Consider the following 25050-nt stretch of genomic DNA (forward strand, 5'->3'; position numbering starts at 1 on the left):
AAAACTGGCTCCCCGAGTAGGATTCGAACCTACGGCCATTCGATTAACAGTCGAATGCTCTACCGCTGAGCTATCGGGGAGCAGCCCGGTTTTGGCCGGGCAGGGGTGCGCCTATACCAGTGCCGCGCGGTTTGGCAAGCGCCTGAAGCGGGTTTTTCTCAGACCTGGAACTGCTCGGTCACGATGCGCTCGTCGAGGCTGTGGCCGGGGTCGAACAGCAGGGTGAGCGCGCTTTCGCGGGCGACGGTGACCCACACCTGCCGCACATCGCGGACCTCCTTCTGGTCGGCGACGACAGCGACCGGGCGCTTGACCGCCTCGCGCACCTTGAAGCTGATTTCGGAGGTATCGGGCAGGATCGCCCCGCGCCAGCGACGCGGCCGGAACGGGCTGATCGGGGTCAGCGCGAGCATGTTGGAGCCGAGCGGAAGGATCGGGCCATTGGCGGAGAGGTTGTAGGCGGTCGATCCGGCCGGCGTCGCCACCAGCACGCCGTCGCAGGACAGCTCCGCGATGCGGATCCGGTTGTTGACGGTCACTTCCAGCTTGGCGGTCTGCCGGGTTTCGCGCAGCAGCGAGATTTCGTTGATCGCGCAGGCGGTGAACGTCTCGCCCGAGTTGGTTTCGGCCCGCATCCGCAGCGGCGCGACCGCGATCGCACGCGCGCGCGCCAGGCGTTCGGTGATCGCGCGGCTGCTCTTGTGCTTGTTCATCAGGAACCCGACCGTGCCGAGGTTCATACCGTAGGCCGGGATCACCCGCCCGGCGTCGAGCATCTGGTGCAGCGTCTGCAGCATGAAGCCGTCGCCGCCGAGCACCACAACCGCCTCGGCGTCGTCGAGCGCCACCCAGTCGTGCGACGCCTCCAGCGCCTGTGCCGCGTCCTGTGCGCGGTCGGTCGTCGATGCCAGCAGGGCCAGGCGCTTTGGTCCGCCCATCGTCATGAATTCCCCGGTCGATCCGGCGGATTTCGCCGGATTTGCCGGGGGTTGATATGGACCGGGGGCGGCTTTGGCAACGAGGGAAGGGGCCGGGCGACTGTTTTGCGGTCCGGAACGGTTTGGAAACCTTGGAGCGGCTAAGGTCAGCCTGCCATGAACCGTGCCGCGACCGTCGAGACTGCTCCAGCCATGGATATGCTGACCGGGCTTTACAGCACCGCGGGCCTCGTCGCACGCCTCGACGCCTGGGGCCGCGACGCCCTTCTGCGGCCGGTGCAGGCGATGCTGCTGGGCTTTCACCGCTTCCAGTCGGTTAACCTTGCCTATGGCGAGGCCGCGGGCGACCGGGCTCTGGCCGAGATTGCCCGCCGCATCGAATCGTTCTGCGCCAGCGAGATCGAGGACGAGACGCTGGTCGCGCGGGTCGGCGGGCGTGATTTCCTCGTCGCGTCGCGCTCCAGCGTCAGCCGCGAGCGCTGGCAATGGCTCGCCGATGCCCTTGCGGTCTGGGTGTCTGGGCCGATGTCTGTCGGCGGCGAGACGCTGCAGCTCCGTCCGCGCATCGCCCTGCTCCGGGCGACCTCGGGAGAGTCGGCAGACACGCTGCTCGACCGCCTCGACCAGGCGCTCACCTTGCTCCAGCAGCAGGCCGGCCGCCGCCTGATCTGGGCCGACGGCTCGCATGTCGCCCGCGCCCGCAGCGCCGCCCGGCTCGAGGCGGACGTGATCGGCGCGCTCGACCGGGACGAGATCGGGATCGTCTTCCAGCCCCAGTTCGCAGTCGCGGACGGGCACCTGACCGGGGCCGAAGCTCTGGCGCGGTGGGATCATCCCGAGCTTGGCCGCATCGAGGCGGGCACGCTTTTCGCGGTGGCGGGGCGCGCCGATCACGTCGCCCAGCTCTCCCGCCATATCGCCCGGCGCGCGCTCACCGAAGCGGCGCGCTGGCCGGGGGCGCTGCGCCTTTCGCTGAACGTCACGGCCGAAGATCTCGCCGAGCCGGGCTTTGCCGACGGCCTGCGGGCCGAGCTGGCCGACAGTGGCTTCCCCCCGTGGCGGCTCACCCTGGAGATCACCGAGCAGGCGCTGATCCACGACCTGGAAGGCTCGGCGCGGCTCCTGCGGGGGCTGACCGACGAAGGCGTGGCGATCGCGCTCGACGACTTCGGCACCGGCTTCTCCAATTTCCGCACGCTCAAGGCGCTGCCGGTATCGTGCCTCAAGCTCGATCGTTCGCTCGTCCGCGACCTGACCCACGACGAGCGCGACCGGGCAATCCTGCGCGCGATCGTGGCGATGGCGCGTGCGCTCGGGCTGTCGCTTGTGGCCGAAGGGGTCGAAGACGACGGACAACTGGCGGTGCTGCGCGAAGAAGGGTGCACAACGTACCAGGGCTTCCTGGGTTCGCCGCCGGTAAGCGGGGCGAGGTTGCTCGACCTCTAGCGGCTACTTCGGCTTCCCCGCGCGCCTGGCGATGGTCGCCAGTCCCTTGGTCATCTGCACCAGCGCGTTGAGCCGTGCCTCGGCGTTGCCCCATGCGCGCTGTATTACCAGCTTGTTGTCCGGACGCAGCTTGGCGGTGCCCTTCAGTCGCTCGACGTAGCCGATGAGCCCGGCCGGATCGGCGAAGTCGTCGTTGTGGAACGAAACCAGCGCGCCCTTCGCGCCGACGTCGATCTTGGCGATGTTGGCCTCGATCGCCTGGCGCTTGATCTCGATGAGCTTGAGCAGGTTCTGGGTCGGGCCGGGGAGGGGGCCGAAGCGGTCGATCATTTCCGCCGCGAGCGCCTCGACCGCATCCGGCCCTTCTGCATCGTTCATCCGGCGATACAGCGCCATGCGCACAGCCAGGTCGGGCACGTAGTCTTCCGGGATCATGATCGGCGCATCGACCGTGATCTGCGGGCTGAGGCCGCCCGGCTGCTTGGTCAGGGAGACATCGCCGGCCTTGGCGGCGAGGATCGCGTCCTCCAGCATCGACTGGTAAAGCTCGAACCCGACCTCGCGGATATGGCCGGACTGCTCGTCGCCCAGCAGGTTGCCTGCGCCGCGGATGTCGAGATCGTGGCTGGCGAGCTGGAACCCGGCGCCGAGGCTGTCGAGATCGCCGAGCACCTTGAGCCGCTTCTCCGCGACTTCCGAAAGCGCCATGTTCTCGGGATAGGTGAGGTAGGCATAGGCGCGGATCTTGCCGCGCCCGACACGGCCGCGCAGCTGGTAGAGCTGGGCAAGGCCGAAACGGTCGGCGCGGTGGATGACGATGGTGTTGGCCGACGGAATGTCGATGCCGCTCTCGATGATGGTGGTCGAAAGCAGGACCTCGTACTTCTTCTCGTAGAACGCGCCCATCCGGTCCTCGACCTCGGTCGGGCTCATCTGACCGTGCGCGGTCGTGAACTTGACCTCGGGCACGGTGGTGCGCAGCCACTCCTCGACGTCGGTCATGTCGGAAATGCGCGGGACAACGATGAAGCTCTGCCCGCCGCGCTGGTGTTCGCGCAGCAGCGCCTCGCGCATGACCACGTCGTCCCACGGCATCACGTAAGTCCGCACCGCAAGACGGTCGACCGGCGGGGTCTGGATGGTCGAGAGCTCGCGCAGGCCCGACATCGCCATCTGCAGGGTGCGCGGGATCGGGGTGGCGGTGAGGGTGAGGACGTGGACGTCCGCCTTCAGTTCCTTGAGCTTCTCCTTGTGGGTCACGCCGAAGCGCTGCTCCTCGTCGACGATGACGAGGCCGAGCCGCTTGAACCTGATTCCCTTGGACAGGAGGGCATGGGTGCCGATGACGACGTCCATTGTCCCGTCGGCCAGCATCTCCTTGGTCCGCGCCGCCTCCTTGGGCGCGACAAGGCGTGACAGGCGGCCCACCTCGATCGGGAAGCCGGCAAAGCGTTCGGCGAAATTGCTGTAATGCTGCCGCGCCAGGAGCGTGGTCGGCGCGATCACGACCACCTGCTTGCCCGCCATCGCCGCGACGAACGCGGCGCGCAGCGCGACTTCGGTCTTGCCGAAGCCGACGTCGCCGCAGACCAGGCGGTCCATCGGCTTGCCTTCGCCCAGATCGCCGAGGACGTCGCCGATCGCCTGTTCCTGGTCGTCCGTCTCGTCCCACGGGAAGCGGTCGACGAAGGGGCCGAAGCTCGAGTCATCCGGCAGCAGCACGTCGGCGGTGCGCAGCGCGCGCAGCGCGGCGGTCGCCATGAGCGTGCCGGCCATCTCGAGGATCCGCTCGCGCATCCGCGCCTTGCGCCGCTGCCACGCCTCGCCGCCCAGCTTGTCGAGCGCGACGCCGTCGCTCTCGCTGCCGTAGCGCGAGAGGACGTCGAGGTTCTCGACCGGAATGTAGAGCTTGTCGCCGCCCGAGTATTCGAGCTGGACGCAGTCGTGCGGGCTGTCCCCCACCGCAATGGCTTCGAGCCCGAGATACCGCCCGATGCCATGGTCCATGTGGACCACGAGGTCGCCGGGATTGAGCGCGCTAAGTTCCGCGAGGAAGGCGTCGGCGTCCTTGCGCTTCTTCTTGCGGCGGACGAGCCGGTCGCCGAGAATGTCCTTCTCGGTCAGCAGCTCCAGCCCGGCATTGGAGAAGCCTTCCTCCAGCGGGAGGACCAGCGCCACCGCCTTGCCCGACGCGGCGAGGCCCAGCGCCTCCTGCCACGAATCCGCCAGTTGCAGCGGTCCCTTGCCGGCGTCTCCCAGCAAGGAGGCGAGGCGGGCGCGGCTGCCTTCGGTATAGGCGGCGATCAGCGGCTTGATCCCGCGCGCGCCGAGCGACGAGAGGTACTTCGCCGCCGCTTCATAGACGTTCGCGTTCTGCGTCCGCTCGGGCGTGAAATCGCGGCTGCTGGTGAAGCCGAAGTCGAGCACGCTCGCGGATTCGGGTTCGGCGAAGATCGTCGTGCGGTGGACCGGCCAGGCCGCGAGTGCGCGGTCGAGCTCGTCGCGGCCAAGGTAGAGCGCGGTTTCGCTCAGTGGGCGATAGCTTCCGGGTGCTTTGCCCGAACTGTCGACGCGCGCCGCGTGGTAATCGGCGATGTCCGACAGGCGGGTCTCCGCTGCCTTGATCGCCGCCGCGTCGACGACCACGAGATCGCCCTCGCTCAGATGGTCGAACAGCGTGGCAAGCCGGTCCTCGAACAGCGGCAGCCAGTGCTCCATGCCCGCGAGCCGCCGCCCGTCGCTGACCGCCTGGTACAGCGGGTCGCCGGTGGCATTGGCGCCGAACATCTCGCGATAGCGACCGCGGAAACGCTTGATGCTGTCCTCGTCGAGCAGCGCCTCGCTCGCGGGTAGCAGCAGGTGCGTCTCGACCGGCTGCACCGACCGCTGGGTGCTGGGATCGAACAGCCGCAGCGTTTCAAGCTCGTCACCGAAGAAATCGAGCCGCAAGCCGTGGTCGAGGCCAGACGGAAAAATGTCGAAGACCGAGCCGCGCACCGCGTATTCGCCGGCGTCGACCACGGTATCGGTCCGCGAATAGCCCTGTCGCTGGAGCAGGCCGATCAGGCTCTCGCGCCCGATTTCCATTCCGGCCTTCAGCAGCCGGGTCGATTCGCGGATGCGGAACGGGGTGAGCACGCGCTGCAGCACCGCGTTGATCGTGGTGACCAGGAGCTGCGGCTTGTCGCGCTTGCGCTGCAGCCGCTCGAGCGCGGCGAGGCGGCGGGCGCTTACCGACAGCGCGGGGCTGGCGCGGTCATAGGGCAGGCAGTCCCACGCGGGAAATTCGATGACCTCGAGCTCGGGCGCGAAGAACCCGGCGCTGTCGGACATGGCCCGCATCGCCGCCTCGTCCGGCGCAATGAACACGGCGCGGCCCGTGGTTGCGCGGGCCAGGTCGGCCAGCACCAACGGCTGAGCACCGCGGGCGACCGAGGCCAGCGTCAGGGGCGACTTGGCGGAGAGGATCCGGTTGAGATCGGGCATAAGGCGATGAACCGAACGAACCGGATTTCTATCCCGGCCGTCCTGCGCTTGTCGAAAGGCGGGCTTCCTGCTGGTGGTTCCGACGCCCGTAGAAAAAGAACGGTCCTTCGACAAGCTCGCGGCGAGCGGGGACGTGTCAGCGCGGGATGTCCACGTAGTCGAGCTTCATCATCAGGTCCATCTGGGGTCCGGCAAAGCTGTCCGGCACAGGCTGCGTCTTCAGCGCCCAGGCCATGATATCGACATCGTCCTCGTCGAGCAGCGCTTCGAACCATGCGGCCTCGGCCTCGCTCCACTGCGTGTGGTAGCGATCGAAGAAGCAGCCGATCATGTAGTCTGCCTCGCGCGTGCCCCGGTGCCACGCACGGAAGCGCATCTTGCCGAGGCGGGCGGGGTCGAGCGTGGCGGCGGGTTCCATGGCTGCGTGCGGTACGGCCGGGAACCCGCCGAGGCAAGACCCCTAGCCGCGCAGGGCAGTCAGGATTTCCGGCCCCTGCCGGCCGCTCAGATCCTTGGCCAGTTCCTTGAGCAAGGTCCGCTCAAGCTCGCCATGATAGTGGGCCCGCAGCTCGCCGAGGGTAGAGGGCGGCGCGATCACCACGAGGTTCTCGATCTTGTGGTCTAGCACCTGCCGGTTGAGCCAGCCCGCCGCCGCGGCGGCGTGGACGGCTTCCTGCTCCTTGTGGCGGCCGTGACTTCCCTTGGCCGATTCGTGATGGGCGCCGGCGCTGTGGTTGCTGGTGTCGAGCGCAGGGCTGTCCTGTCTGGACAGTTCCGGCGCGGCCTCGGTGCCGGTGTTGCGGAACAGCTCGAAGTTGTTTCCATCGACGAGCGCGACGACGGTGCCATGGGGCAGAAGCATTGGTCTGTTCTCCTGTGCAGCTCCCGCCTGATCGGAGGGCCACCATTGCAACGTGCCCGGAGGACCGGAAAGTTCCATGCGTTCGGTCAATTCACGGATATTTCCTGCGGCGGCGGATTGTGGCTAAAGCATCGCCATGCGCCCCGACCGCCTCAATCCGCTGTTCGCCGCTGCCGACAGCCTCAAGGGCGTGGGCGCGGGGCTGGCGCGGCCGCTGGAGAAGCTGGGGCTTAGCCGGATCAAGGATTTTGCCTACCACTTGCCCGACCGTTTCGTGCAGCGCCGCGCGGTGGACAGCCTCGACGCGGCGAGCGTGGGCGAGAACGTGGTGGTGCGGCTCACCGCGCGCGAACATCGCAGCCCCTCGGGGCGCGGGCCTTACCGGATCATGGCCGAGGATTCCCTGGGTGATTATGTCGCGCTGACCTTCTTCGGGCGGGCGAGCTATTCCGCGAAGAAACAGTTCCCGGTCGGCGCGACGCGCTGGGTTTCCGGCCGGATCGACCAGTACGGCCAGACGCTCCAGATCGTCCATCCGGACCATATCGAGGAGGCCGGCGGAGCCGCGCTCGGCACCTTGTGCGAGCCGGTCTATGCGCTCTCCGAAGGGCTCACGCAAGGGCGGGTGCAAGGGCTGGTCCACCAGGCGCTCGAGCATGTGCCCGAATTGCCCGAATGGATCGAGCCCGGCCTCAAGGCGAAGATGGGCTGGCCCGACTGGCGCGAGGCGCTCGCGCTGGCGCACAAGGGCGAGCACCCGGCGGCGCGCGACCGGCTCGCCTATGACGAACTGCTGGCGAACAGCCTCGCCCTGATGCTGGTGCGCGAGTCAAACCGCACCCGCCGCGGCATCCCGCTGCACGGCGACGGACGACTGCGCGGCAAGCTCTCGCTGCCGTTCGCGCTGACCGGGGCCCAGCGCCGCGCCATCGCCGAGATCGAGGCGGACGTCGCGCAGGCCGCCCCGATGCTGCGCCTGCTGCAGGGCGACGTCGGTTCGGGCAAGACGGTCGTGGCGCTGGAGTCGATGCTGATCGCGGTCGAGGCCGGGGCGCAGGCCGCGCTGCTCGCACCGACCGAGATCCTCGCCCGCCAGCACCACGAAACGCTCACCCGCATGGCCGCGGGAACGGGGGTAACGATCGCGCTGCTGACCGGGCGCGACAAGGGCCGCGCGCGCGAATCGATCATGATGGGGTTGCTCGACGGATCGATCGACATCTGCGTCGGGACCCACGCCATCTTCCAGGATGCGGTCGCCTATCGCAATCTCGCGCTGGTGGTGATCGACGAGCAGCACCGTTTCGGCGTCGGCCAGCGGCTGATGCTGACGCAGAAGGGGCGGGCCACCCCGCACTGCCTGGCCATGACAGCCACCCCGATCCCGCGGACGCTGACGCTGGCGCAGTACGGCGAGATGGACGTCTCGCGGCTCGACGAGCTGCCGCCGGGCCGGCAGGCGATCGACACCCGCGTCGTCGCGCTCGACCGCTTGCCGGAGGTGGTGAACGGCCTCGCCCGTCACATCGAGCGCGGCGGGCAGGCGTACTGGGTGTGCCCGATGGTCCGCGAGCAGGAGAGCGAAGACCTAGCCGCCGCCGAGGCGCGCTACGCCGCGCTGAGGGAGCGGTTCGGGGACACGGTCGTCCTGGTACATGGCCAGCTGCGGCCCGAGACAAAGGACGCCGCGATGGAGCGCTTCGCCCGCGGCGACGCCAGCCTGCTCGTCGCGACAACGGTGATCGAGGTCGGGGTCGATGTCCCCAACTCGACGCTGATGGTGATCGAGCAGGCCGAACGCTTTGGCCTCGCCCAGCTTCACCAGCTGCGCGGCCGGGTCGGGCGCGGTGCGGAAAAGTCGACCTGCCTGCTGCTGCGCGGCGAGGCGCTATCCGAAACCGGTCGCGAACGGCTCGCGCTGATGCGCGAAACCCAGGACGGCTTTCGCCTCGCCGAGGAAGATCTGCGCCTGCGTGGAGGCGGCGAACTGCTGGGCACGCGCCAATCGGGCGACACCCCGTTCCGCGTCGCCGACTTCGAGCAGATCGCCCGGCTGCTGCCACTGGCGCATGACGATGCGCGGCTGCTGATGGAACGAGACGGCGGCCTCTCGAGCCCAAGGGGAGAGGCCGCGCGGCTTTTGCTCTACCTGTTCGAACGGGACTGGGGCGTGCAGCTGCTGCGGGGCGGTTAGGCCGCCCGCACGTTGACCACGAGCGGCTTGGCGGCCGGCAGGCCTTCGTCCTTCGCCACGCCCAAGAGCTCCTGCTTGCGCGCGAGCATCTGGTCACGCAGCGCGACGAGGTCGACGCCGGCTTCTCGGGCTTGCGAAAACATGCCTTCGCCGCGGGCTTCCTCTTCCTTGACGTGGTGCTTGATCTCCTCCGAAAGCACCTTGACCTTGGCGTCATAGAACGCATCGTCAGGGCCGCCGGCCATGATGTCGTTAATCAGGACCTTGGCCCCGTCGTGCTCGACATAGGCTTCGTTGAGCGTGTCTTCCTCGATCTTGTCGCGCAGGGCCGGATAGAAGATTTCCTCTTCGAGCATCGTGTGGATCTTGAGCTCGTCGCAGATCTGCTGGGCGAGCTTCTGCTTCGATCCGGCGCGGGCAGATTCGAACTTGTCGAAAAGCTCCTCGACCTTGCGATGGTCTGCCTTCAGCATGGCGATGGCGTCGGTGAACTGGGTATCGGGCATGATCTGACTCCAGGCTGATCAGTCTGTAACTATCTGATCTTGCAATGGACTGGCCCTTCATCGGTTCCCTCGCATTTAGCGTGATTGACTCGCTGGCGCGGAAACCCCACGAGCGCCTTAAACGGGCGATTAAGAGGAGGGTTCATGAGCGAAGTCAGCCAGCGTGCGCGCGAGATCGGTGCCAGGGTCGAGCGGTTCGTCCGCGATGTGGTCGTGCCCTATGAGCGCGATCCCCGCCGCGACCATCACGGCGCGCCGCTCGACGAACTGGTGTACGAAATGCGCGATCTCGCGCGCGAGGCCGGCGTGCTCACCCCGCACATCCTTCCGGGCGGCGAACACCTGACCCAGCTCGAAACGGCGCACGTCCTGATCAAGTCGGGCCTCTCGCCGCTGGGGCCGCTGGCCGTCAACACCATGGCCCCGGACGAGGGCAACATGTACCTGATTGGCCACAAGGGTACGGCGGAGCAGAAGGAGCGCTTCCTCAGACCGCTGGTCGAGGGCCGCGCGCGCTCGGCGTTCTTCATGACCGAACCCGCCGAGGACAACGGCGCCGGCGCCGATCCCTCGATGATGCGGACGACCTGCGTGCAGGACGGCAATCACTGGGTGGTCAACGGCAAGAAGGCCTTCATCACCGGTGCCGAAGGCGCGAGTGTCGGCATCGTCATGGCCAAGGCCGAAGGCGGTGCGGCCGCGGGCGGCGCGTGCATGTTCCTCGTCGACCTGCCCGACCCGGCGATCCGCATCGTCGACATTCCCAACACCATCGACAGCTCGATGCCGGGCAGCCACGCCACCATCGATATCGAGGACCTGCGCATCCCCGCCGACCAGATGCTCGGCGAGCCGGGTGAGGGGTTCAAGTATGCGCAGGTTCGCCTGTCGCCGGCGCGGCTCTCGCACTGCATGCGCTGGCTCGGCTGCTGCATCCGTTCGCACGAGATCGCGAGCGACTATGCCAACCGCCGGATGGCCTTCGGCAAGACCCTGATCGACCACGAAGGTGTCGGGTTCATGCTTGCGGAGAACATGATCGATATCAAGCAGGCGGAACTGATGATCGACTGGTGCGCCGAGGTGCTCGACACCGGCAGCCTCGGCACGGTCGAAAGCTCGATGGCCAAGGTCGCGGTTTCGGAAGCGCTGATGCGCATCGCCGATCGCTGCGTCCAGGTCATGGGCGGGACCGGGGTGACCGACAAGACGATCGTCGAGCAGGTCTTCCGCGAAGTCCGCGCCTTCCGCATCTATGACGGCCCGACCGAGGTCCACAAATGGAGCCTCGCCAAGAAGATCCGGCGGGACTGGAAGGCCGGACAGGCGGGGGCGTAAGGACAAAAGACCACCCCGCTGCGACTAGGGGCTGAAGCCCCTAGTCTCGCAGCCCTCCCGCATGCGGGAGGGGTCGGGGGGTGAGCCTGAACACGCGCTGAAACGAAAAAGGGCGGCCCGAAAGCCGCCCTTTTCTTTGCCCCGAAGGGCGATGTGGTCGGGGAAAGAGGATTCGAACCTCCGGCCCCTGCCTCCCGAAGACAGTGCTCTACCAGGCTGAGCTATTCCCCGACCGATCGCGACCACCCGAAGGTGGTGCAGGGCAGGAGCGCGCCTATAGTGAGCGTTTCGGAGGGTGGCAAGCGGTCAATCACAGGTTATTGGTCGAGCATGGCCACCGCCCCCGCGCTTCGTGATTCCCCCCGCCATCCCGAGTGGCAATACCTCGACCTGATGCGCCGCATCTGGGAGGAGGGCGACGAGCGGATCGACCGGACCGGCATCGGCACGCGCTCGCTGTTCGGCGTGACCATGCGGTTCGATCTGTCGGACGGACAGATGCCGCTGATCACCACCAAGCGGGTCTACTGGAAGACCGCCACGCGCGAGATGCTGTGGTTTCTGACTGGCGAGACCAACATCCGCCCGCTGGTGCGGCAGGGTGTGAAGATCTGGAACGAGTGGCCCCACGCCCGCTACGTCAGCGAAACCGGCGAGGACGTGGCGCTCGACACCTTCGTCCAGCGCATCGCAGAGGACGAGGCGTTCGCCGCGCAATGGGGCGATCTCGGCCCGGTCTATGGCAAGCAGTGGGTCGACTGGCCGACCTACGTTCCAGTGGAGGGCGGATTGTTCGCACCGGGGGAGGGGATCAACCAAGTCACCCAGGTGGTCGAATCGCTCCGCAACAACCCCGGCAGCCGCCGCCACATCATCGAAGGCTGGAACGTGGCGGAGGTCGACCGCATGGCCCTGCCGCCCTGCCACAAGACCTACCAGTTCCACGTCGCCGGCAACCGCCTCAATGGCATCCTCTACCAGCGATCGTGCGACGTCGCGCTGGGCCTGCCGTTCAACCTGTGGTCGGCGGCGCTGCTGCTCAGGATGCTGGCGCAGCAGGCGGACCTCGAACCGGGCGAGCTGGTGTGGATGGGCGGCGACACGCACCTCTACCTCAACCACGCCGCGCTGATCGAGGAGCAGCTCACCCGTATGCCGCGCGGCACTCCGCGTATGCAGATCGTCAGGCGGCCGGCGAGCATGTTCGACTACAAAATCGAGGATTTCGTGGTTTCCGGCTACGAACCCGCTCCCCCGCTGACCGCCCCTGTGGCAGTATAGTATCGCTTGCAACGACTGACCCGTTGACTCCGATTCGGTCGCGCAATAAAATAACAGCGACTGATAATTTTGCGTCAATCGGCACCGAGCGCCCCGGCGCGCGTTCCGTCAGGCGCGGGAGAGCGATGATGGTGAGCGAGCGATGACCGGACCGGCCTCACGCGGGAACCTTCCGCCGCTTTCGCTCCATGTTCCCGAACCGAAGTTCCGCCCCGGCGACGCGGTCGATTATTCGCACCTCGTGATCCCCAGGGCGGGTGAGCAGGCGCGCCCGGACGAGGGCTGCGCCGCCGCCGAAACCCACCCGCTGTGCCTGGACATGGTCCGCGTGCTCGATGACGACCACGCCGCAGTTGGCCCGTGGAACCCGCGGCTCGATTCCGAGACGCTGCGGCGTATGCTCCGCACGATGGCGCTGACCCGTGCGTTCGACGACCGGATGTACCGCGGCCAGCGCCAGGGCAAGACCAGCTTCTACATGAAGTGCACCGGCGAAGAGGCGACGAGCGTCGCCCCGGCGATGGCGCTTGCCGCCGACGACATGGTGTTTCCCAGCTATCGGCAGCAGGGCGTGCTGATCGCGCGCGGCTATCCGCTGCTCGAGATGATCAACCAGATCTACTCGAACCGCGCCGACAAGCTGAAGGGCCGCCAGCTGCCGATCATGTATTCGAGCCGCGATCACAGCTTCTTCACGATCAGCGGCAATCTCGCCACGCAGTATCCGCAGGCCGTGGGCTGGGCGATGGCGAGTGCGATCAAGGGCGATACCCGCATCGCCGCCAGCTGGATCGGCGAAGGATCGAGCGCCGAGGGCGATTTCCACGCCGCGCTGACCTTTGCAGCGGTCTACAACGCGCCAGTGATCTTCAACGTCGTCAACAACCAGTGGGCGATCTCGAGCTTCTCCGGGTTCGCCGGGGCCGAGCGCACGACCTTCGCCGCGCGTGCCATCGGCTATGGCATCGCCGGGATAAGGGTCGACGGCAACGATCCGCTGGCGGTTTACGCCGCGACCCAGTGGGCCGCCAACCGCGCCCGCGCCAATGCCGGGCCGACGCTGATCGAGCACTTCACCTACCGCGCCGAGGGTCACTCTACGTCGGATGATCCCACCGCCTACCGCTCCGCGCAGGAGCGTGAGGAGTGGCCGCTCGGCGATCCGATCATGCGGCTCAAGCGCCACCTCATCAGCCTTGGCGAATGGTCGGACGAGCAGCACGCGGAGATGGACCGTGCGCACATCGACGAGGTCAAGGCCGCGACCAAGGAAGCCGAAAAGAACGGCATTCTCGGCCACGGCCTCCACCATCCGTTCCACACGATGTTCGAGGACGTCTTCGAAGACCTGCCGTGGCACCTCCAGGAGCAGGCCGAACAGGCCATCCGCGAGCGCCGGATCAAATGGCCGACCTGGAAGGAGTACGAGTGATGACGCTCGAAGAAGCGCCCCTCAGCCTCGCCAACGCGCCGACCCGGCGGCTCAACATGATCGAGGCGATCAACGACGCGCTCGACATCATGATGGAACGCGATCCGAACGTCGTGATTTTCGGCGAGGACGTCGGCTACTTCGGCGGCGTGTTCCGGGCGACGGCCGGCCTGCAGAAAAAGCACGGCAAGCACCGCGTGTTCGACACGCCGATCAATGAATGCGGGATCATCGGCGCGGCGGTGGGCATGGGTGCCTATGGCCTGCGCCCGGTGCCCGAGATCCAGTTCGCCGACTATATCTACCCGGGGCTGGACCAGCTCGTCTCCGAAGCGGCGCGGCTGCGCTATCGCTCGGCGGGCGAGTTCACCGCGCCGATTACCGTGCGCTCGCCGTTCGGCGGCGGCATCTTCGGCGGGCAGACCCACAGCCAGAGCCCCGAGGCGCTGTTCACTCACGTGGCGGGTCTCAAGACCGTGATCCCCAGCACCCCGCACGACGCCAAGGGCCTGCTTATCGCGGCGATCGAGGACGATGACCCCGTCATCTTCTTCGAGCCCAAGCGCATCTACAACGGCCCGTTCAGCGGCTACTATGACAAGCCGGTCGAGCCCTGGGCGCGGCACAAGGACAGCGCGGTGCCGGAGGGATACTATTCGATCCCGCTCGGCAAGGCACGCTACGTCACGAAGGGCGAGGCGCTGACCGTGATCGCCTATGGCACCATGATCCACGTGGTCGAGGCGGTCTGCCGGGAGAAGGGCGTCGACGCCGAGATCATCGACCTGCGCACGCTGGTCCCGATCGACATCGAGACGATCGAGGAATCGGTCCGCAAGACCGGTCGATGCCTCGTCGTCCATGAGGCTACGCGGACTGCCGGCTTCGGCGCGGAACTGTCCGCACTGGTGCAGGAGCGCTGTTTCTACTCGCTCGAAGCGCCGGTCGAGCGCGTTACCGGCTTCGACACTCCCTATCCGCACAGCCTCGAGTGGGCCTATTTCCCCGGTCCCGTCCGCATCGGCGAGGCCATCGACCGGCTTTTGAAGTCGTGACACAATCCCTCGTCATTGCGAGCGAAGCGAAGCAATTTACGTCAGCGCACTGGGTTGCTTCGGCCTGCGGTCTCGCAATGACGGCTGAAGAACGAGACTGACCATGGGCAAGTTCACCTTCCGCCTTCCCGACATTGGTGAAGGCATCGCCGAGGCCGAGATCGTCGCGTGGCACGTCCGCGTCGGCGACCGTGTCGAGGAGGACGGCAAGCTCGCCGACGTGATGACCGACAAGGCCACCGTCGAGATGGAGAGCCCGGTCACCGGCACCGTCGTCGAAGTGGCGGGCGAGGAAGGCGACATGATCGCCATCGGCTCGCCGCTGGTGGTGATCGAGGTCGAGGGCGAGGGGGCCGAAGAAGAAGCCCCGGCACCCGCTCAGGGCCCTGCGCCGAAGGCCGAAACAGTCGAACAGCGGATCGAGGCGGAAACGCCGGACGCAGGCGACGTGGCTCGGGTGGAGGCGGCTTTGGCGGCGGAGCCCACCCCTGCACCCGTCCGTCCTGAGCCTGTAGAAGGACTGTCCTCCACTTCTGAGCCAGCGCCGACCCCGAAGGTCAGGAGCGGTCCTTCGACAAGCTCAGGACGTGCGGACGTTGGGGAAGGAAACGCCAAGGTCCTCGCCAGCCCGGCGGTCCGCCAGCGCGCGCGCGAGCTTGGCATCGACCTCGGCGAGGTGCGCCCGAGCGAGGAAGGCCGCATCCGCCATGCCGACCTCGACCAGTTCCTCGCCTACAACGCGCTGGGCGGCTACCGCGCGGCCGGGCCCGAGCGCGGGGACGAGACCATCAAGGTCATCGGCCTGCGCCGCCGCATCGCCGAGAACATGGCCGCCTCGAAGCGCAACATCCCGCACTTCTCCTATGTCGAGGAATGCGACGTCACCGCGCTCGAGGCGATGCGCGCCCAGCTCAATGCAGGCCGCGGCGGCAAGCCCAAGCTGACGATGCTGCCGCTGCTGATCACCGCGATCTGCCGCACGCTGCCGAAGTTCCCGATGATCAACGCCCGCTATGACGACGAGGCGGGGATCGTCACGCGCCACGGCGCGGTCCACCTCGGCATGGCGACGCAGACCCCGGCGGGGCTGATCGTGCCCGTGATCCGCAACGCCCAGAGCCTCAACTTGTGGCAGCTTGCGAACGAGATCGTCAGACTGGCGGAGGCTGCACGCAACGGCACCGCGAAATCGGATGAACTGTCCGGCTCGACCCTGACGATCACCTCGCTCGGTCCGCTCGGCGGGGTTGCCACCACGCCGGTCATAAATCGCCCGGAGGTTGCGATCATCGGCCCGAACCGGATCATCGAGCGCCCGATGTTCGTCGCCGACGGCATGGGCGGCGAGCGGATCGAGAAGCGCAAGCTGATGAACATCTCGATCTCGTGCGACCACCGCGTCGTCGACGGGTGGGATGCGGCGAGCTATGTCCAGGAAATCAGGAAACTGATCGAAACGCCGGTGCTTCTGCTGGCGGACTGACAAGGACGGGGCGATGAAGACGGACCCGCGGATCGATGCCTATATCGCCGAGGCCGGGGACTTCGCTCAGCCCATCCTCGCCCACCTGCGCGCACTCGTTGGCCGGACGCTTCCGGACTGCGAGGAGACGATCAAGTGGGGAATGCCGCACTTCACCGTCGGCGGAAAGAACGTCGCCGGGATCGCCGCGTTCAAGGCGCATTGCGCGCTAGTGATCCACGGTGACGGGCGGCAAGGCGACGCGATGGGGCAGTATGGCAAGCTGACCACGATCGCCGATCTTCCGGCGGAGGCCGAGCTCGCTGCGAAGCTGCGTGCCGTGGCGGAGCGGATTGCTGCGACCGGCAAAGGCGCTCGGACTGCTGCGAAGCCTCCCGCTCCCAAAGCCGAGATTGCGGTGCCGGACGATTTCGCTGTCGCCCTTGGGGCCAGCCCGCCGGCGCGGGCCACCTTTGACTCCTTTGCGCCGTCGCATCGCCGTGAGTACCTCGAATGGATTGTCGAGGCCAGGCGACCGGAAACCCGCGCCCGGCGAATCGCGCAGGCGGTGGAATGGCTCGCCGATGGCAAGAAGCGCAACTGGAAGTACGAGAAGTGCTAGCGCACCACCCCGCGGTAGAGGATCTGGCCTGATCCGCGCGCCGCAGTCTGCGGCGGGACCCGCCAGCGGACGTGGGTAACGTCTTCCGGCACAGCGTTCCGCCAGCGGCCGTCGTCGAACACGCGCAGCGCGTCGAGCTTGCCCCAGGTGCGACCGCCATCGACCGAGACGTCCTCGCTGCCGTCGCTGCTCTTCTGGAACGAGACGGAGCGCGGCATGGGGTTGGTGACCGTGAACTCGCGCGCCGCTTCGCCCCGCCAGTTGACCACGAACACGACCTGGTCGCCGCGCTTGAGCGTATCGGCGCGTTCGAGCACGCGGCTCGTGCGGCCGCCGGGGCCGGGGACGAAGCGTTCGACGAACACGGTGCTGGCGAGCTGGACGGGCGCGGCTTCGGCGAGTGCCGGTGCGACGGCGGCCGGAATCGCGGCCAGCAGGATGAGGTTGCGGATCATCGGTATGCCCCCGGGCGCCCCTGTGCGCCTTCGCAAACCGTTTTCGCCGGCAACCACAAAGGAATGGTTAACGCGCCCGAAACCATGATTTCGCAAGTCCCGCCGGAGCATTTTGCGGGCGGCGAAAAAACCGCTTCCAAGGCTGTTGACAGCCTCCGAATGCTCGCCTAGTTGCGCGGCTCCCAAACGGGAACGCGGGTGTAGCTCAGTTGGTTAGAGTGCCGGCCTGTCACGCCGGAGGTCGCGGGTTCGAGCCCCGTCACTCGCGCCATTTCTTCGGAAATCGGCAAGTTTTCGGCAGGTCCTTCTAAAGGACCTGCTCGAACTTTATCTCCTCCCCATTGGCCGGAAGGCTGACCAGCATCCCGTCGCGGCCGACCTTGATCGGTCCGTCGAACTTGTCCGGCGCGTCGCCGAGGAACGCTGCATTCAGGTACCGCAGCGGTGGTCCCGGGACGAGGTGGTAGAGCACCAGCACCTTCGCCCCTGCGCCCTGCGCCGAGCGCGCGGCGTCTTCCGGGCTGGCATGGTAGCCGGGAATGTCGTGCATGATCTTGGCCGCGTCCTTGCGCCCACGGCGTTCCATCGCCGCGCCCATCTCCCCGACGAACTGCGGATTGAGCGCTTCGTGGAACATCACGTCGACGCCCTTCGACGCACCGGTGAACTCCTGCGTGTAGGTCGTGTCGCCGCTGATCGAGATCGAGCGGCCCTTGTAGTCGATCCGGTAGCCGAACGCGGGCGCGACCGGCGCGTGGTTGACCTTGATCACGGTGATCCGCACTCCGTCGCCCTCCCACGCGGTCGCGCTGGCGAGGGGGACCGGGAGAATCTGCGCCGCGCCGCCGAAGCCGCTCGGCCGCGCCACCTGCGGGCCGTGGTGGGCGATGCGGAAGCCCTCGTCGATGGCATATGCCTGCGAGAACCCGGCGACGACCTGCTCGGTCCCCTGCGGGCCATAGACGGGCAGCGGAGCATTGCGGCCGCCGGCGATCCACGCCTGGAGCAGCAGCTCGCCCAGCCCGTCGATGTGGTCGGAATGGAGGTGGGTGAGGAACGCGGCCTTCATCCGGTCCGCCGGGAAGCCCATCCGCATCAGCTTGCGCACCGATCCCGAGCCCGCGTCGAACACGAACGCATCCTTGCCCGCGACCACGCCGATACAGGGCCCGGCGCGATCGGCATCGGGGAGGGGGGAGCCGGTGCCGCACATATAGACGTGGAGCCCGTCACCCAGCTTCGCCACCGGGTCCCCTCCGACGTTGGCTTCGATCGTCCGCTCGACCAGCATCTCGCCGATCGGGCGGCGCGCGAACCACAGCACCAGCGCCGCGACGACCACGAGCGCCAGCACGCCCCACAGGATCTTGCGCATGTTCCTCTCCCTGTTTCGGGAGAGGCTATCAGCCCCAGCGGCCAGTTTCCATCCAGATCAGGAAACGGCGGAGCGGGAGGAGCCAGGCGGTGCCGAGAATGATCCACACCGGCAGTTGCAGCAGGATGTGCCACTGCGACACCGGTTCGGCGAGGCGCACTGCGACAACCGCATAGATCATCACCGCGACGAACAGGGCGAGGATGCCGACGGGCTTGCGCCAGGTAGGCTTGGGTGCGCTCATGGTTCGATCCCGTGTATGCGGGTGGGGGTGACCACCGCATCGAGCGGATGGTCGTGGTCCTCGCAGGGCAGGGTGTCTACCTGCTGGACGTCCCACGCAAGGCCGATGGTCAGCGTGCCGGGATGTTCCGAGAGCCAGCGATCATAATGCCCGCCGCCCTGGCCGAGCCGTTCGAGCCGGTCGGTAAACCCGACCAGCGGCACGACCAGCGCCTGTGGTTCCAGCGCGTCGGCCTGCGCACGCGGCTGGAGGCCGCCGTAGGGCGCAGGTTCGAGAAGGTCGTCGTTCCACGGATTGGTCCACTCGCGGAAGGTCATCGGCGCGTCGCGGCCCGCGAACCACGGCAACGCCACACGCCAGCCGCTTTCGTGGAGGAACCGGATCCAGCCCAGCGTCGGCGCTTCGTTGCCGACGGCGAGATAGACGCCGACGATCGGATGCGGCTCGAGCATCTCGACAACCGGGACCGGCGGGCGGTTGAACACCAGGCGGCTGACCGCGGCGGGCAGGGCCGCGACATGCTCGCTGCGCGCCTTGCGGAGCGCCTTGCGCAGGTCTGCCTTGCTGCTCACGATGTCGATACGCTCCGGGGGTGGGTGACGGGACCACCATGGGTCGTTTCCGGGAAAATCCGCTGACGCCTCGACGTCAGGTGGGGACCATATGCACCGGCCCTCGGTGCGAAACCGCGGACCGGACAGGGACAGCCCCCATGGATTTGCTTATAGCCTCAGGGATGTTTCATGCGGCACGTGCCGGGCAGTACCCGTCGCGTCTTATCTAGGCCTCCCCGCCATCCTCCTCAAGGGCCGCGGCGAGTTTTTCGGCGCGGGCGGCCAGTGCTTCGACTTTTGCGAGGAGTTCGGGGGAGGGCCCTGCCGGTGCAGGCGGCGGCACCACGCCCTTGTGCGCCTCGTGCAGTTCGTCGGCGAGAAGCAGCGATGCGAACAGCAGCATCCGCGTTTCGCTCTGCCCCGAAGCGCCTCCCAGGCGCTTCAGCCGGTCGTCGATCATCCGGCCGAGCATCTCTACATGGCTTTCCTCGCCGTCCGCGCTGGCGACGGTGAAGTTACGTCCGCCGATCGGCAGGGTCACGTTGCTCATTTCACGCCTCCCGCCATCCCGGCGAGAATCCCGTCGAGCTCGCGCAGCCCGCCGGCCACGGCCTGCTTGAGTTCGGCGTGGCGGGTTTGCAGGGCCGCCAGCTCGGCCTCCTTAGCCTGGGTCGCGGAGGCGGCCTGCGCCCGCGACGCGCGCTGGCGCTCAAGACCGGCTTCGGCACGGTCGAGCGCCTTCTCCAAACGGCCCAGCGCCGCCGTCATCTGGCTGTCATCCATGGTGCGTCGCTAGCATGAAACGGCGGCGGGGCAACAGGATGCCGCGCATTCGTATGCAAGCAAGCGGTGGAAAGTCCTGCGCGCAAGGCGGACAAGGATTCGTATGCAGCGGGCGGCGAACTTGACGCAATGCAACATGGTGACCAAAGAGGCCCCGCCCGAATCGATCCCGCGCCACGCGGAATCCCTACAGGAAGGCCACATTTTCAGCATGACTCGCGACAATTCCGCGCTGGCGCCCATGGCCAACGCGATCCGTGCGCTCGCCATGGACGCGGTGCAGGCGGCGAACAGCGGCCATCCCGGGATGCCGATGGGCATGGCCGACGTCGCCACCGTGCTGTGGAGCCAGTACCTGAAGTTCGATCCGACCGCGCCGAAATGGGCGGACCGCGATCGCTTCGTGCTCTCCGCCGGCCACGGCTCGATGCTGATCTACGCGCTGCTGCACCTTTCGGGGTACGAGCAGCCGACGATGGACGACATCCGCAATTTCCGCCAGCTCGGCTCGGTCTGCGCCGGGCACCCGGAGAACTTCCTGATCCCCGGCGTCGAATGCACCACCGGACCGCTGGGCCAGGGCTTCGCGATGGCGGTGGGCATGGCGATGGCCGAACGCCATCTCAATGCCGAATTCGGCGACGATCTGGTCGATCACCGCACCTGGGTGATCGCCGGCGACGGCTGCCTGATGGAAGGGATCAACCACGAGGCGGTCGGCCTTGCCGGGCACAACAAGCTCGGCCGGATGATCGTGCTGTGGGACAACAACAAGATCACCATCGACGGCGACACCGACCTGTCGACCAGCGAGGACATCCTGGCCCGCTACCGCGCCAGTGGCTGGCACACCGGGGATTGCGACGGGCATGACCCGGTCGACATCACCCGCGCCATCGACGCCGCGCTCGCCGTCACCGACAAGCCGTCGCTGATTTCCTGCCGCACGGTGATCGGCAAGGGCGCGCCTAACAAGCAGGGCGGCCACAACGTCCACGGTTCGCCTTTGGGTGCCGACGAGGTCGCCGCCGCCCGCGAATACCTGGGCTGGACCGCTGCGCCGTTCGAGATTCCCGCCGACATCGCCGCCAACTGGCTGGCGACCGGCGAACGCGGCAAGGCGACCCGCACCGCGTGGGACCAGCGCGCCGCCGCCTCGCCCAAGGGCGCGGAACTGCAGCGCCGCATGGCCGGCGACCTGCCCGCCGGGGACGAGGCGAAGACCGCCTACTTCCAGTCGCTGATCGACAACCCGCCCAAGGTCGCGACCCGCAAGTCGAGCGAGATGGCGCTCGAGGCGCTGACCGTGGCGATCCCGGAAATGGTCGGCGGCTCGGCCGACCTTACCGGCTCGAACAACACCAAGACCAAGGCGACGACCCCGTTCGGGCCCGACAGCTACGGCGGGCGCTATGTCTATTACGGCATCCGCGAGTTCGGCATGGCCGCGGCGATGAACGGCATGGCGCTGCACGGCGGGGTAATTCCCTATGGCGGCACCTTCCTCGTGTTCTCCGACTACTGCCGCAACGCGGTGCGCCTCTCGGCGCTGCAGCACGCGCGGGCGATCTATGTGTTCACGCACGATTCGATTGGCCTGGGCGAGGACGGCCCGACGCACCAGCCGGTCGAGCATGTCATGTCGCTGCGCATGATCCCGAACCTTGCGGTCTATCGCCCGGCCGATGCGATCGAAACGGCCGAGGCCTGGGCGCTCGCGCTCGCCGACAAGGCGCGGCCGTCGGTGCTGGCGCTGACCCGCCAGAACCTGCCGCCGGTGCGCTTCGACGCCGAGATGAAGAGCGCGAAGGGCGCTTACCGGCTCAAGGCCGCGGAGGCCGCGCGCAAGGTCGTGCTGGTTGCGACCGGTTCGGAAGTGGAACTGGCGCTCAAGGTCGCGGCCGAACTCGAAGCGCAGGGCACCGGCGCGGACGTCGTTTCGATGCCGTGCTGGGAGCGCTTCGACGAGCAGGATGCCGCCTATCGTGCCGATGTTCTTCCGGCCGGCGTGCTCAAGGTCTCGATCGAGGCGGGAGTCACGCTGGGCTGGCAGAAGTACGTCGGCGACGGGCTGACCATCGGCATCGACACGTTCGGCGCCTCGGCTCCGGCCGAGGTCCTGTTCCCGCACTTCGGCTTCTCGGCCGAGAAGATCATTCCGCAGATCAACGCGCGGTTGGGGTGAGTTTACGGTTCGTCATTGCGAGCGCAGCGAAGCAATCCATGTCCTGATCCGGCGCTGGATTGCTTCGTCGCTCCGCTCCTCGCAATGACGGCGGTTTCTGGCGATTTGGAAAGAACCAAAAGGAGTTTCAGACATGGCGACCAAGGTTGCAATCAACGGTTTCGGACGCATCGGCCGCAACGTGGCGCGCGCCATCCTCAGCCGCACCGACCACGATCTCGAGCTGGTCTCGATCAACGACCTCGCCAGCCCGAAGGCCAACGCGATGCTGTTCCAGCGTGACAGCGTCCACGGGCCGTTCGACGGCACCGTCGAAGTCGACGGCAACGACCTCGTCATCAACGGCAAGCGCATCGCCGTGACCGCCGAGCGTGATCCCGCCAACCTGCCGCACGGCGCGCAGGGCATCGACATCGTCCTCGAATGCACCGGCTTCTTCACCGACCGCGCCTCGTGCGAAAAGCACATCGCCGCCGGCGCGAAGAAGGTCGTGATTTCGGCCCCCGGCAAGAACGTCGACCGCACGGTCGTGTTCGGCGTCAACCATGACCAGCTGACCGCCGCCGACACGATCATCTCGAACGCCTCGTGCACCACCAACTGCCTCGCGCCGTTCGCCAAGGTGCTCAACGACGCCATCGGCATCGAGCGCGGCCTGATGACCACGATCCACGCCTACACCAACGACCAGAAGATCCTCGACCAGATCCACGAGGACCCGCGCCGCGCCCGGGCCGCCGCGATGAGCATGATCCCGACCACCACCGGCGCCGCCCGCGCGGTCGGCGAAGTGTTGCCCGAACTGAAGGGCAAGCTCGACGGTTCGGCGATCCGCGTGCCGACCCCGAACGTGTCGGTGGTCGACCTGACCTTCACGCCGAAGCGCGACACCACCAAGGACGAGGTCAACGCGCTGCTCAAGGCCGCTGCCGAAGGCCCGATGAAGGGCGTGCTCGGCTACACCGACGAGCCGCTGGTTTCGATCGACTTCAACACCGATCCGCACAGCTCGACCATCGACAGCCTCGAGACCTCGGTGATCGACGGCAAGCTGGTCCGCGTGCTGAGCTGGTACGACAACGAATGGGGCTTCTCCAACCGGATGGTCGACACCACCGGCGCGCTGGCGAAGTTCCTCTAAGCAGCGATGAGCGGCGGCCGTCTCAGGGGCATCGCGCGGCATGATCGGCCGCGAGGGGCCATGGAGACGGTCGACCGCGTTCGCGTGACGACCGCGGAAGGCGTGCACGGTGACTTCCGCGGCGCGATCCGCCCCGGCAAGAGCGGCCGCCGCCAGATCTCGCTGATCGAGGCGGAAAGCTGGGCCGCGGCGATGGCCGACCTCGGCGCGGACGTTCCCTGGTTCGAGCGCCGCGCCAACCTGCTGGTCGAAGGGCTGCGGCTGCCCCGCGAGGCGGGCAAGGTCATCGCTATCGGCGAAAGCCTGCGGATCGAGACCACGGTCGAATGCGACCCCTGCAGCCGCATGGAAGAAATCGCGCCGGGCCTGAAAGCTGCGCTCCTCCCTGACTGGCGGGGCGGGGTGCTGGGCCGGGTGATCAGTGACGGCGAGATTGCCGTCGGCGACCCAGTTTCAATTATCGATTGAGGATTGAGCAATGAGCTTCAAGACGCTTGACGATCTCGGCGATGTCACCGGCAAGGCCGTGCTCGTGCGCGAAGACCTCAACGTTCCGATGGCCGGCGGTGCCGTCACCGACGACACCCGCCTCCGCGCCGCGGTGCCGACGCTGACCGAACTCGCCGACAAGGGCGCGAAGGTGCTCGTCCTCGCCCACTTCGGCAGGCCCAAGGGTCAGCCTTCGGCCGAATTCTCGCTTAATGAGGTGGTCCCGGCGCTCAGCCACGTGCTCGGCCGCCCGGTCACCTACATCGACTGGGAAGGCGACAAGGACGCCGTCGCCGCGCTCAACCCCGGCGACATCGCGGTACTGGAAAACACCCGCTTCTTCGGCGGCGAGGAAAAGGACGATCCGGCGGTCACCGCGCGGTTCGCCTCGCTCGGCGACATCTACGTCAACGACGCGTTCTCCGCCGCACACCGCGCACACTCCTCCACCCATGGCCTCGCCAGGGCGCTGCCCGCTTATGCCGGGCGGGCGATGCAGGCCGAGCTGGAAGCGCTGGAAAAGGCGCTCGGCAGGCCGGTCAAGCCGGTCGCGGCGGTGGTCGGCGGGGCCAAGGTCTCGACCAAGCTCGACGTGCTGAAGCACCTTGTCTCGAAGGTCGACCACCTGATCATCGGCGGCGGCATGGCCAACACCTTCCTCGCCGCGCGCGGGGTCGATGTCGGCAAGTCGCTGTGCGAGCATGACCTGACCGGGACAGCCGAGGAAATCCTCGACAACGCCGACAAGGCCGGCTGCACCCTCCACCTGCCGTACGACGTTGTCGTCTCGAAGGAATTCGCCGCCAACCCGCCCAGCCTTCGCACCTGCAACGTCCACGAAGTCGCCGCTGACGAGATGATCCTCGATGTCGGCCCGCAGGCGGTCGAGGCGCTCGGCGACGTGCTCAAGACCTGCCGCACGCTGGTGTGGAACGGTCCGATGGGGGCGTTCGAAACGCAGCCGTTCGACGCCGCCACCGTGGCGCTGGCAAAGACCGCCGCAGCGCTGACCAGCGAGGGTTCGCTGGTCTCGGTGGCCGGGGGCGGGGACACGGTCGCCGCGCTCAACCATGCGGGCGTGGCCGACAAGTTCAGCTACATCTCCACCGCCGGCGGCGCCTTCCTCGAGTGGATGGAAGGCAAGGAGCTGCCGGGCGTGGCGGCGCTAGAGGGATAACCGGACAGATCGGACTTTTGTTGCG

23 protein-coding genes and 3 tRNA genes are annotated in these 25050 nt (G+C 67.3%); 13 read left to right on the plus strand and 13 right to left on the minus strand.

The features are described from left to right. Positions 1 to 5: 5 nt before the first annotated feature. Both AC3WLD_RS07530 and AC3WLD_RS07535 read right to left on the minus strand, forming a co-directional pair. A tRNA-Asn gene (locus tag AC3WLD_RS07530) sits at positions 6 to 80 on the minus strand. A 78-nt stretch (positions 81 to 158) separates the two neighbouring features. Next, positions 159 to 944 (minus strand): NAD kinase, encoded by a 786-nt coding sequence (locus tag AC3WLD_RS07535; RefSeq protein WP_492556329.1) that lies wholly within the window; start codon positions 942 to 944, stop codon positions 159 to 161. A 150-nt stretch (positions 945 to 1094) separates the two neighbouring features. On the opposite strand from AC3WLD_RS07535, the gene AC3WLD_RS07540 reads away from it, so the two are divergent. Further along, complete coding sequence (locus tag AC3WLD_RS07540) at positions 1095 to 2384, plus strand: EAL domain-containing protein (RefSeq protein ID WP_492556330.1); 1290 nt, start codon at positions 1095 to 1097, stop codon at positions 2382 to 2384. A gap of 3 nt (positions 2385 to 2387) precedes the next feature. On the opposite strand, the gene mfd is transcribed toward AC3WLD_RS07540, so the two are convergent. From mfd to AC3WLD_RS07555, 3 genes are all read right to left on the minus strand, one after another. Beyond that, positions 2388 to 5870 (minus strand): transcription-repair coupling factor, encoded by a 3483-nt coding sequence (mfd, locus tag AC3WLD_RS07545; RefSeq protein WP_492556331.1) that lies wholly within the window; start codon positions 5868 to 5870, stop codon positions 2388 to 2390. Between the two features lie 136 nt (positions 5871 to 6006). Next, positions 6007 to 6288, minus strand: coding sequence for an FAD assembly factor SdhE (locus AC3WLD_RS07550; protein ID WP_492556332.1), 282 nt, complete (start codon positions 6286 to 6288; stop codon positions 6007 to 6009). A 42-nt stretch (positions 6289 to 6330) separates the two neighbouring features. Beyond that, positions 6331 to 6732, minus strand: a complete 402-nt coding sequence (locus AC3WLD_RS07555; RefSeq protein WP_492556333.1) for a baeRF12 domain-containing protein — start codon at positions 6730 to 6732, stop codon at positions 6331 to 6333. A gap of 136 nt (positions 6733 to 6868) precedes the next feature. On the opposite strand from AC3WLD_RS07555, the gene recG reads away from it, so the two are divergent. After that, positions 6869 to 8926, plus strand: coding sequence for an ATP-dependent DNA helicase RecG (gene recG / locus AC3WLD_RS07560; protein WP_492556334.1), 2058 nt, complete (start codon positions 6869 to 6871; stop codon positions 8924 to 8926). On the opposite strand, the gene AC3WLD_RS07565 is transcribed toward recG, so the two are convergent. Beyond that, the gene (locus AC3WLD_RS07565; RefSeq protein WP_492556335.1) at positions 8923 to 9432 is read right to left on the minus strand and encodes a hemerythrin domain-containing protein; all 510 of its coding nucleotides are present in this window, start codon (positions 9430 to 9432) and stop codon (positions 8923 to 8925) included. The two genes, recG and AC3WLD_RS07565, sit on opposite strands and share 4 nt — an antisense overlap. Positions 9433 to 9576: 144 nt before the next feature. Here AC3WLD_RS07565 and AC3WLD_RS07570 point away from each other — a divergent pair, with 144 nt between their 5' ends. Further along, entirely contained in the window at positions 9577 to 10770 is a 1194-nt protein-coding gene (locus tag AC3WLD_RS07570) for an acyl-CoA dehydrogenase family protein (protein ID WP_492556336.1), read from the plus strand. A gap of 154 nt (positions 10771 to 10924) precedes the next feature. Here the strand turns inward: AC3WLD_RS07570 and AC3WLD_RS07575 are convergent. After that, positions 10925 to 11001: transfer RNA gene (locus AC3WLD_RS07575), tRNA-Pro, on the minus strand. A 99-nt stretch (positions 11002 to 11100) separates the two neighbouring features. Here AC3WLD_RS07575 and thyA point away from each other — a divergent pair. From thyA to AC3WLD_RS07600, 5 genes are all read left to right on the plus strand, one after another. Further along, on the plus strand, positions 11101 to 12051 hold the full coding sequence (gene thyA, locus AC3WLD_RS07580) for a thymidylate synthase (RefSeq protein ID WP_492556337.1): 951 nt from the start codon (positions 11101 to 11103) through the stop codon (positions 12049 to 12051). A 142-nt stretch (positions 12052 to 12193) separates the two neighbouring features. Further along, complete coding sequence (locus AC3WLD_RS07585) at positions 12194 to 13483, plus strand: 3-methyl-2-oxobutanoate dehydrogenase (2-methylpropanoyl-transferring) subunit alpha (protein ID WP_492556338.1); 1290 nt, start codon at positions 12194 to 12196, stop codon at positions 13481 to 13483. Continuing rightward, positions 13483 to 14538, plus strand: coding sequence for an alpha-ketoacid dehydrogenase subunit beta (locus tag AC3WLD_RS07590; protein ID WP_492556339.1), 1056 nt, complete (start codon positions 13483 to 13485; stop codon positions 14536 to 14538). Before AC3WLD_RS07585 ends, AC3WLD_RS07590 begins: the two co-directional genes overlap by 1 nt. A 103-nt stretch (positions 14539 to 14641) precedes the next feature. After that, positions 14642 to 16021: a dihydrolipoamide acetyltransferase family protein gene (locus AC3WLD_RS07595; RefSeq protein WP_492556340.1), complete on the plus strand. Its 1380-nt coding sequence runs from the start codon at positions 14642 to 14644 to the stop codon at positions 16019 to 16021. A gap of 13 nt (positions 16022 to 16034) precedes the next feature. Then, positions 16035 to 16622 carry a YdeI/OmpD-associated family protein gene (locus tag AC3WLD_RS07600; RefSeq protein WP_492556341.1) on the plus strand — a complete coding sequence of 196 codons (588 nt, stop codon included), beginning with the start codon at positions 16035 to 16037 and terminating at the stop codon, positions 16620 to 16622. On the opposite strand, the gene AC3WLD_RS07605 is transcribed toward AC3WLD_RS07600, so the two are convergent. Next, positions 16619 to 17077 carry a hypothetical protein gene (locus AC3WLD_RS07605; protein ID WP_492556342.1) on the minus strand — a complete coding sequence of 153 codons (459 nt, stop codon included), beginning with the start codon at positions 17075 to 17077 and terminating at the stop codon, positions 16619 to 16621. The two genes, AC3WLD_RS07600 and AC3WLD_RS07605, sit on opposite strands and share 4 nt — an antisense overlap. 194 nt (positions 17078 to 17271) lie before the next feature. Between AC3WLD_RS07605 and AC3WLD_RS07610 the strand changes: the two genes are divergently transcribed. After that, positions 17272 to 17348, plus strand: a tRNA-Asp gene (locus tag AC3WLD_RS07610). A 36-nt stretch (positions 17349 to 17384) separates the two neighbouring features. Here AC3WLD_RS07610 and AC3WLD_RS07615 read toward each other — a convergent pair. The 5 genes from AC3WLD_RS07615 to AC3WLD_RS07635 form a co-directional block, all read right to left on the minus strand. Next, positions 17385 to 18452: an MBL fold metallo-hydrolase gene (locus tag AC3WLD_RS07615; protein WP_492556343.1), complete on the minus strand. Its 1068-nt coding sequence runs from the start codon at positions 18450 to 18452 to the stop codon at positions 17385 to 17387. A 28-nt stretch (positions 18453 to 18480) separates the two neighbouring features. Then, entirely contained in the window at positions 18481 to 18696 is a 216-nt protein-coding gene (locus AC3WLD_RS07620; RefSeq protein WP_492556344.1) for a DUF2842 domain-containing protein, read from the minus strand. Continuing rightward, complete coding sequence (locus AC3WLD_RS07625; RefSeq protein ID WP_492556345.1) at positions 18693 to 19268, minus strand: 5-formyltetrahydrofolate cyclo-ligase; 576 nt, start codon at positions 19266 to 19268, stop codon at positions 18693 to 18695. The genes AC3WLD_RS07620 and AC3WLD_RS07625 overlap by 4 nt, the downstream gene beginning before the upstream one ends. Before the next feature lie 208 nt (positions 19269 to 19476). Further along, complete coding sequence (locus tag AC3WLD_RS07630; RefSeq protein WP_492556346.1) at positions 19477 to 19800, minus strand: cell division protein ZapA; 324 nt, start codon at positions 19798 to 19800, stop codon at positions 19477 to 19479. After that, entirely contained in the window at positions 19797 to 20033 is a 237-nt protein-coding gene (locus AC3WLD_RS07635; RefSeq protein ID WP_492556347.1) for a hypothetical protein, read from the minus strand. The genes AC3WLD_RS07630 and AC3WLD_RS07635 overlap by 4 nt, the downstream gene beginning before the upstream one ends. 211 nt (positions 20034 to 20244) lie before the next feature. Here AC3WLD_RS07635 and tkt point away from each other — a divergent pair, with 211 nt between their 5' ends. The 4 genes from tkt to AC3WLD_RS07655 all read left to right on the plus strand — a co-directional run bounded on the left by tkt (position 20245) and on the right by AC3WLD_RS07655 (position 25025). After that, complete coding sequence (gene tkt / locus AC3WLD_RS07640) at positions 20245 to 22218, plus strand: transketolase (RefSeq protein WP_492556348.1); 1974 nt, start codon at positions 20245 to 20247, stop codon at positions 22216 to 22218. Between the two features lie 133 nt (positions 22219 to 22351). Then, positions 22352 to 23359, plus strand: coding sequence for a type I glyceraldehyde-3-phosphate dehydrogenase (gene gap, locus AC3WLD_RS07645; protein ID WP_492556349.1), 1008 nt, complete (start codon positions 22352 to 22354; stop codon positions 23357 to 23359). Between the two features lie 6 nt (positions 23360 to 23365). After that, positions 23366 to 23827 carry an MOSC domain-containing protein gene (locus AC3WLD_RS07650; protein ID WP_492556350.1) on the plus strand — a complete coding sequence of 154 codons (462 nt, stop codon included), beginning with the start codon at positions 23366 to 23368 and terminating at the stop codon, positions 23825 to 23827. 10 nt (positions 23828 to 23837) lie between these two features. Next, on the plus strand, positions 23838 to 25025 hold the full coding sequence (locus AC3WLD_RS07655; RefSeq protein WP_492556351.1) for a phosphoglycerate kinase: 1188 nt from the start codon (positions 23838 to 23840) through the stop codon (positions 25023 to 25025). The last annotated feature ends 25 nt before the right edge of the window (positions 25026 to 25050 follow it).

This window comes from Novosphingobium sp. FW305-C-111, from assembly GCF_058783565.1.